Below are 6,860 nucleotides of genomic sequence, written 5' to 3'. Positions count from 1 at the left end.
AGTGTGATTGGTATAATCTCGCCACGACAATGATTGTATATGTCTCCAAGATACTGACTCTATTGTGACGAGCACCTAGTCCCTAATCAGATTAGAGCCACGCATACAAAGGCACGGATTAAATGGGATTGCTCACCTATCGTTAATACCACGACACAGTAAGGTTTATAAGACAATAATCGTTTCGGTATCAGTTATACCAATCGTAGTAAATTACGGGTCATTCTAGCTTGTTAAATGCTCGATAACGGCGTTAGAATTTTTGATTGTAGAGTAACTACTTACCGTGAAATTCCGCCTTATTTTCGAGTGTTTTTCCTGCGCTATTTCTGAACACTTACTTAGTGTGATGACATTTAAAGTATGGCGCTCAAGAACCAAAAAAAAAGACCTAGTTATGAACTAGGTCTTTTAAATTCAAGATGGTTTAGCTGAATGTTTTAATATTAAGCAAGTGCTTTTTTAACACTGTCAGCCACTTTGTCGACTTTACCGATACCGATAATAACCTGTAAGCCACCTTTACCGATTTTAACAACGCCTGCCGCTCCAAGCTGTTTTAGTCGTTTTTCATCGGCTTTTCCTGAGTCAACCACTGTTAAACGTAAACGTGTAATACAGTTATCAACTTCTAGAATATTTTCCGCGCCGCCTACAGCATCAATGTAGTTCTGTGCTAGGCCAAGATCGTCTGCTGGTACTTGTTCATCTTCAGATTCTGTAAGATCTTCACCACGACCCGGAGTGCGTAGGTTGAACTTAAGAATGAAGAAGCGGAAACCTGCGTAGTAGATACCAAAGAAAGCAAGGCCTTGTACAATCAGCATGTACCATTTAACAGCAAGTGGGTTCTGACTTGATAGAACGAAATCCACTAAACCTGCTGAGAAACCAAAACCTGCCATCCAATGCATTTGTGCGGCAATGAATAGAGAAATACCGGTTAACACTGCGTGTAGCAAGTAAAGTAGCGGAGCCACAAACATAAAGCTAAATTCAAGTGGTTCTGTGATACCAGTGAAGAAAGAAGCCATCGCCGCCGCTAGCATAATAGAGAATACTGCTGCTTTGTTTTTAGATTCTGCACTGTGATAAATCGCCAGCGCCGCACCAGGAAGACCAAACATCATGATTGGGAAGAAACCGGCTTGATACATGCCTGTTTGACCAATCACAGCAGTACCGTTAGCAATAGATTGTGCGCCACCTAGGAAGTTAGGGATGTCATTGATACCCACAACGTCAAACCAAAATACTGGGTATAGAGCATGGTGCATACCAATAGTCAGCAAGATACGGTTGAAGAAACCAAATAAGCCTGCACCTACTGGGCCCATAGCTTGTAGCTTAGTACCGAAGATGATCAGTGCATCATAAATTACAGGCCATACGTAAAGTAGTACCGCAGCTAATACCATACCTGCAATCGAAGTCAGGATAGGAACTAGGCGTTTACCACTAAAGAAAGCCAATGCTTTTGGCAACTCGACGGTGGAGTATTTATTGTAAATTTCAGCTGAAATAATACCAACAATGATACCGACAAATTGGTTACCAATTTTGTTAAAGGCTGCCGGTACATGTTCTTTACTCACATGAAGCAGTTGAGCAACACTGTCTGGAGAAAGAAGCGTTGTAACTACCATAAAACAGATAAATCCAGAAAGAGCAGCTGAACCGTTTTTATCACGGCTTAAACCAAACGAAACACCGATAGCAAATAGCAGTGCCATGTTATCGATAATTGCGCCACCAGATTTAATTAAGAAGGATGCCAATACATTATCTGCGCCCCAACCCACAGGGTCGAGCCAATAACCGATACCCATTAAAATTGCTGCAGCGGGTAATGTAGCAACTGGAACCATCAGCGCCTTACCTACCTTCTGCATGTAACCTAATACATTCATACACCCTCTCTAAATGAATACTTAAAATTATTTATTTCTAAAATCTTATTTAACAGCAAAAAAAAAGTCCCAACAAACGAATTAACTCATATAATGAATTAATAATTTTAATGCCAAAGGGATTATCCATTGAAGAATAAACCTTTTTTACTTCGAAACCTGCACACTTTTGAAGTTGCCTCGCAGCATCTAAGTTTTACCAAAGCAGGTACGGAGCTAAATTTAACTCAAGGCGCTGTCAGCCATAGAATACGAGGTCTGGAAGACGATCTCGGATTTAAGCTCTTCATACGACTTCCTCGAAAACTTGAGTTAACTAAAGAAGGCAAACGCCTGAGGGAGACTTTAACAGAATCTCTATCCTCTATTTACAATGAAATAGAAGATATCACTTCAGATGAGTTAAAAGGCGAGATAGTCATTGCAACGACCCCAGCTTTTGCTAGTGGTTGGTTGATTCCGCGCCTAAAAAACTTCAAGCAGAAGTATCCGGGCTTTAATTTGACTATTCGTATTGAAGAAGATCAGGTCGATCTACGTCTCAACAATATTGATATTGCGATTTACTACGGAAAACCCTCACTTAAGGATACTCATATCCATCCTTTATTCGATGAAAGGATTGTGCCCGTTTGTACTCATGAATATGCGGTGAAATACGGTCTGTTTAAGCAAAACTATGAAGACTTACACGATATCAACTTTATCCATGCTCAAGAATCTAATGCTTGGTCACGTTGGTTAAAGCACTTTAATATTGGTGTCGACCCTTACGAAAAAGCGTATACCTTTAGCCAAAGAGGGATGAACATCCAAGCTGCGAAACACTCTTTAGGGGTTGCGATTGGTCGATTGAGCTTTGTCGCTAAGATGATCGAGGATGGGGAGTTAGTCGTGCCATTTCCGACCTTAAACAGCAATAACAAATACTATTTACTCTGTTCTGACGGAATGCAAAAGCATCAAAAGATCAATGCCGTGTTGAGTTGGATAAAAGAAGAGCGTGCCTCGCGTGACTGATCGCTAGACAAGAAAAAAGCCCGCTGAAAACAGCGGGCTTTTAGAAACTTTTAATCTAAAGGTTTACTTAGATTACAGTAACGTTAGAAGCTTGAGGGCCTTTTTGACCTTGTTCAACTTCGAAAGATACTTTTTGGCCTTCAGCAAGAGTTTTGAAGCCGTCAGAAACGATTGCACGGAAGTGAACGAATACGTCAGCACCGCCGTTGTCTTGAGAAATGAAACCGAAACCTTTTTCTTCGTTAAACCATTTTACTGTACCAGTAGTCTTTGACATGTTATGTCCCTTAGTATTTTTTAAGATTGATTAAACGTCGCTTGTGCGACACGTTCGTAAGTCCTAGCCATTAAGTTAAGGGAAAAACAGAAAACACTACTTTACTTTTTACAATAAAATTTGAAACTTGCTTTTGCTTACTTTTGTCTAACAACTTTGCCTTACGAAGCGATTTATATGCTACAGCAGTTTGCGCCTTTGTAAACGTTTTTCTTATAAAATCGTTAGATATTTATTAAGCCAACAAAGTAAGCTTTTGCAAGCTACTGACCCCACTCAATATTTGTTTAAATTTCAAACAATTGATAATTTTTCAATTGTGGAATACTTTCCACTAATGTCTTTTCTTCTTTGGCCAGTTTATCCATTGAATCACAGTAATTCTGAGCCTTTTCAGTAATTTCTGGTGAGTGCTCTTTCAATTTTTTCTGAATTGACACTTTAAGTTCACCCAATTGCTTTTGCAATTCAGTAAAATTCACACCGTCTTCAGAAGCAAATTTTTCCTGCAAAACCACAAAGGCACTCGCAAAAAACTCGCTATTAAACACGCGTCGAGCATCAGCAAAATCTTTCTGCCAATTGTCGTGCATATTGCTAAATGCATTGGGTTTTAACACCCATTCACCATCGTGATAATAGCGTTTTTCAAGTTTGGCATAATAGTCAGAAATGGATGTGCGTACGTTATTAAATGCATGAGTATTATTGAACTTAGCTGATACATCATCCAAAACTTCATTGGCTAATGCCACACCAGACTGCCCGACTTCTCTTATTTTAGGGATGCTTTCGTTTAACTGTTGACGATAATGCTCAAGCTGTTGCTGCTGTTTTGCGCTAAGCTCAATGGACTTGCCATTAATCGATAAGCCTTTGTTTGGCTCAATAATGGCTTTGTGTCCATTAGCGTCAATTATCTGCACCGCTTTACCATCTAGGTGTAGCTCATTGTGTAGGTCGACATTACACGCCTGGTAGCCTTCTATTGATTGCGCTTGAGACACAGAAGTCACCAGCAGAGAACCGACTAACAAGCCATAAGTAAGACGCTTTAACATTAAAAATTCCTTGTAACGTGATGTGGGGATTACTGTAACGCCAATTACTCAGTGATCCAATAGGCTTAATTGCTTTGCTGACTCTTCTGGTTGCAGCATAACGTTCAAACCCAATAGTCGAATTTCTCGACCTTGTTGACGGTGCAGCACTTCTTCTAATAATGGATAAAAAGCGGCTAGGCTCAATTCTTGTGAACCAGTTTCTATTGTAGTGACTTGAAAATCGGCAAACTTAACCTTAATACCCTGTTTGCTAATGCCTCGGTTGCGCAGTGCTTCCACTTTATTAAACCGCCCTTCTATCTCAGGATATAGACGACTTTTTATGACCTCCCAACACTGCGCTAGTGTTGCTATGTTCTGGGTAAAGGTACGCTCAACGCCAATGGACTTTCTTGCTCTTGAAACCTCAATATTGCGGTTATCAATGCCATGACAGCGTTTCCATAGTGATGCGCCTAAACGCCCATGCCGTATCAATAGTTCTCTATAATCCGCCTTACAAACGTCTTCACCAAGATACAATCCTGAGCGATGCAATTTTTGCAGTGCAACCTTGCCGACACCTGGGATCTTTTGCAAAGGCATGCTATTGATAAACTCTTGTACTTGATGCGGTGCGATGACGTATTGCCCATTGGGCTTGTTCATATCGGATGCAACTTTAGCTAAAAACTTTATCGGGGCAATTCCCGCCGAAGCGGTTAAATTCAGCTCTTTTTCGATATCAGCACGGATGGCTTGGGCAATTAAGGTGGCTGAACCATTACATAGAGGACTATCAGTGACATCAAGATAGGCTTCGTCTAAAGAAAGAGGTTCAATAATTTGTGTGTAACGTTGAAATATCTTTCTAATTTGTATCGAAACTTCTTTGTAGATGTGCATTCGCCCAGGGACCACCAATAAATGAGGACACAACTTTAGAGCTTGTGCGGTAGGCATGGCTGAGTGCACACCAAAACGACGCGCCTCATAGTTGCAAGTGCTCAATACACCTCGCTGCTTCTCTTTGCCACCAACGGCTAATGGACGTCCACGATATTCAGGAAAGTCTCGCATTTCGACCGCAGCATAGAAACAATCCATATCAATATGGATGATTTTCCGACACACATTAACACCTAAAATACTGGTTAAATACACAGTTAATATTACCGATATTAAGCACTGACTACAAAAATATTTTCTTACTGAATCGAATTGATTAAATAAAAATTGATCTAGTGAATATCATAGCCTCTATGTAGATGATAAGATTCGTCGATTTCCACAAATGGAGAAAGAAAATCATGGCTTCTATCTTACAGGGTATGCAAATGCTGTTCGTTGCATTTGGTGCTCTAGTTCTAGTTCCGTTACTGACGGGACTGGACGCCAACGTGGCACTATTTGGTGCCGGTGTTGGTACACTACTCTTTCAACTGGTCACCAAGCGTTCGGTACCAATCTTTTTAGCTTCTTCTTTTGCTTTTATTGCACCAATCTTATACGGCGTTCAAACTTGGGGTGTTCCTGCAACAATGGGCGGCCTAATGGCAGCTGGTTTTGTATACATCATTTTAAGTGCGATTATCCGCGTTCGTGGCATTGCTATTATTCATAAGCTTCTTCCTCCTGTCGTTGTAGGGCCGGTGATTATGGTAATTGGTTTAGGCCTTGCTCCTGTTGCTGTGAATATGGCACTAGGTAAAACCAGTGATGGTTCTATGCAGTTGGTCGACGGTCAAATTGCCATTTGGATTTCATTAGCGTCTCTGTTCACCACGATTATTATCAGTGTTTACGCAAAAGGCTTTTTGAAGCTGCTGCCTATTTTTGGTGGTATTGCTGTCGGTTATATCTTGAGCTTGTTTGCGGGTATTGTCGATTTCACGCCAGTGTCGAGTGCTTCTTGGTTTGCGATTCCAAACTTCACTGCGCCAGAGTTTAATATCAACGCAATTTTGTTCATGCTTCCTGTCGCGATTGCTCCTGCGGTAGAACACGTTGGTGATATGTTGGCTATTTCAAACGTAACGGGTAAAGATTACCTGAAAAAGCCGGGCCTACACCGCACTATGGCGGGTGACGGACTGGCAACTATGGCAGCAAGTATGATGGGCGCTCCACCAAATACCACTTATAGTGAAGTGACCGGTGCGGTAATGTTGACCAAATCATACAATCCTAAAATCATGACCTATGCGGCACTGACTGCGATTGTTCTTGCTCTAGTCGGTAAATTAGGTGGCGTTCTACAAACCATTCCAACACCGGTAATGGGCGGCATCATGATGTTGCTATTTGGTTCAATTGCAACTGTGGGTCTAAATACTCTTATCCAAAACCGCGTTGATCTACACAACTCTCGCAACCTAGTAATTGTGGGTGTGACTTTAGTGTTTGGTATCGGTGGTATGGCATTTGGTATTGGCGAGTTCAGCCTACAAGGCATTAGCCTTTGCGGTATCGTAGCTATCATCCTAAACCTTGTTTTACCAAAGCAATTGGGTGAAACCACTATCGTTGATAATGCTCAAATCGAAGATAAGCCTGAGTAAGTAATACCAAGCCTTATTATTCTTTGTGATACAAAAGTGCCAAGCGTAA

General features: G+C 41.1%; 6 protein-coding genes. 2 read left to right on the top strand and 4 right to left on the bottom strand.

Annotation, left to right across the window (positions count from 1 at the left end; genetic code table 11):
- Positions 1–446: 446 nt before the first annotated feature.
- Positions 447–1,910, bottom strand: coding sequence for an N-acetylglucosamine-specific PTS transporter subunit IIBC (gene nagE / locus VHA01S_RS17485; RefSeq protein WP_023405672.1), 1,464 nt, complete (start codon positions 1,908–1,910; stop codon positions 447–449).
- Positions 1,911–2,039: 129 nt separating this feature from the next.
- Between nagE and VHA01S_RS17480 the strand changes: the two genes are divergently transcribed.
- Entirely contained in the window at positions 2,040–2,930 is an 891-nt protein-coding gene (locus VHA01S_RS17480; RefSeq protein ID WP_021714758.1) for a LysR substrate-binding domain-containing protein, read from the top strand.
- A 67-nt stretch (positions 2,931–2,997) separates the two neighbouring features.
- Here the strand turns inward: VHA01S_RS17480 and cspE are convergent, their stop codons facing one another.
- The 3 genes from cspE to dinB all read right to left on the bottom strand — a co-directional run bounded on the left by cspE (position 2,998) and on the right by dinB (position 5,384).
- On the bottom strand, positions 2,998–3,207 hold the full coding sequence (gene cspE / locus VHA01S_RS17475) for a transcription antiterminator/RNA stability regulator CspE (RefSeq protein WP_021714757.1): 210 nt from the start codon (positions 3,205–3,207) through the stop codon (positions 2,998–3,000).
- A 287-nt stretch (positions 3,208–3,494) separates the two neighbouring features.
- Positions 3,495–4,268 (bottom strand): YggN family protein, encoded by a 774-nt coding sequence (locus tag VHA01S_RS17470; RefSeq protein ID WP_021714756.1) that lies wholly within the window; start codon positions 4,266–4,268, stop codon positions 3,495–3,497.
- A gap of 48 nt (positions 4,269–4,316) precedes the next feature.
- Positions 4,317–5,384 (bottom strand): DNA polymerase IV, encoded by a 1,068-nt coding sequence (gene dinB, locus VHA01S_RS17465; protein WP_255209314.1) that lies wholly within the window; start codon positions 5,382–5,384, stop codon positions 4,317–4,319.
- A 176-nt stretch (positions 5,385–5,560) separates the two neighbouring features.
- Between dinB and VHA01S_RS17460 the strand changes: the two genes are divergently transcribed.
- A complete protein-coding gene (locus VHA01S_RS17460) occupies positions 5,561–6,811 on the top strand; it encodes a uracil-xanthine permease family protein (RefSeq protein WP_023405670.1) in 1,251 nt (416 codons plus the stop codon).
- Positions 6,812–6,860 lie beyond the last annotated feature (49 nt).

This window comes from Vibrio halioticoli NBRC 102217 (assembly GCF_000496695.1).
In the GTDB taxonomy this organism is placed as follows: domain Bacteria; phylum Pseudomonadota; class Gammaproteobacteria; order Enterobacterales; family Vibrionaceae; genus Vibrio; species Vibrio halioticoli.
Note: the sequence above shows the minus strand (reverse complement) of the source record. Positions and strands in the feature narration are given on the sequence as shown.

Bases quoted from the DNA above. Each gene is read 5' to 3' on its own strand.
- VHA01S_RS17470 (WP_021714756.1), bottom strand. From the start codon at position 4,268: ATGTTAAAGCGTCTTACTTATGGCTTGTTAGTCGGTTCTCTGCTGGTG.
- nagE (WP_023405672.1), bottom strand. From the start codon at position 1,910: ATGAATGTATTAGGTTACATGCAGAAGGTAGGTAAGGCGCTGATGGTT.
- cspE (WP_021714757.1), bottom strand. From the start codon at position 3,207: ATGTCAAAGACTACTGGTACAGTAAAATGGTTTAACGAAGAAAAAGGT.
- VHA01S_RS17460 (WP_023405670.1), top strand. From the start codon at position 5,561: ATGGCTTCTATCTTACAGGGTATGCAAATGCTGTTCGTTGCATTTGGT.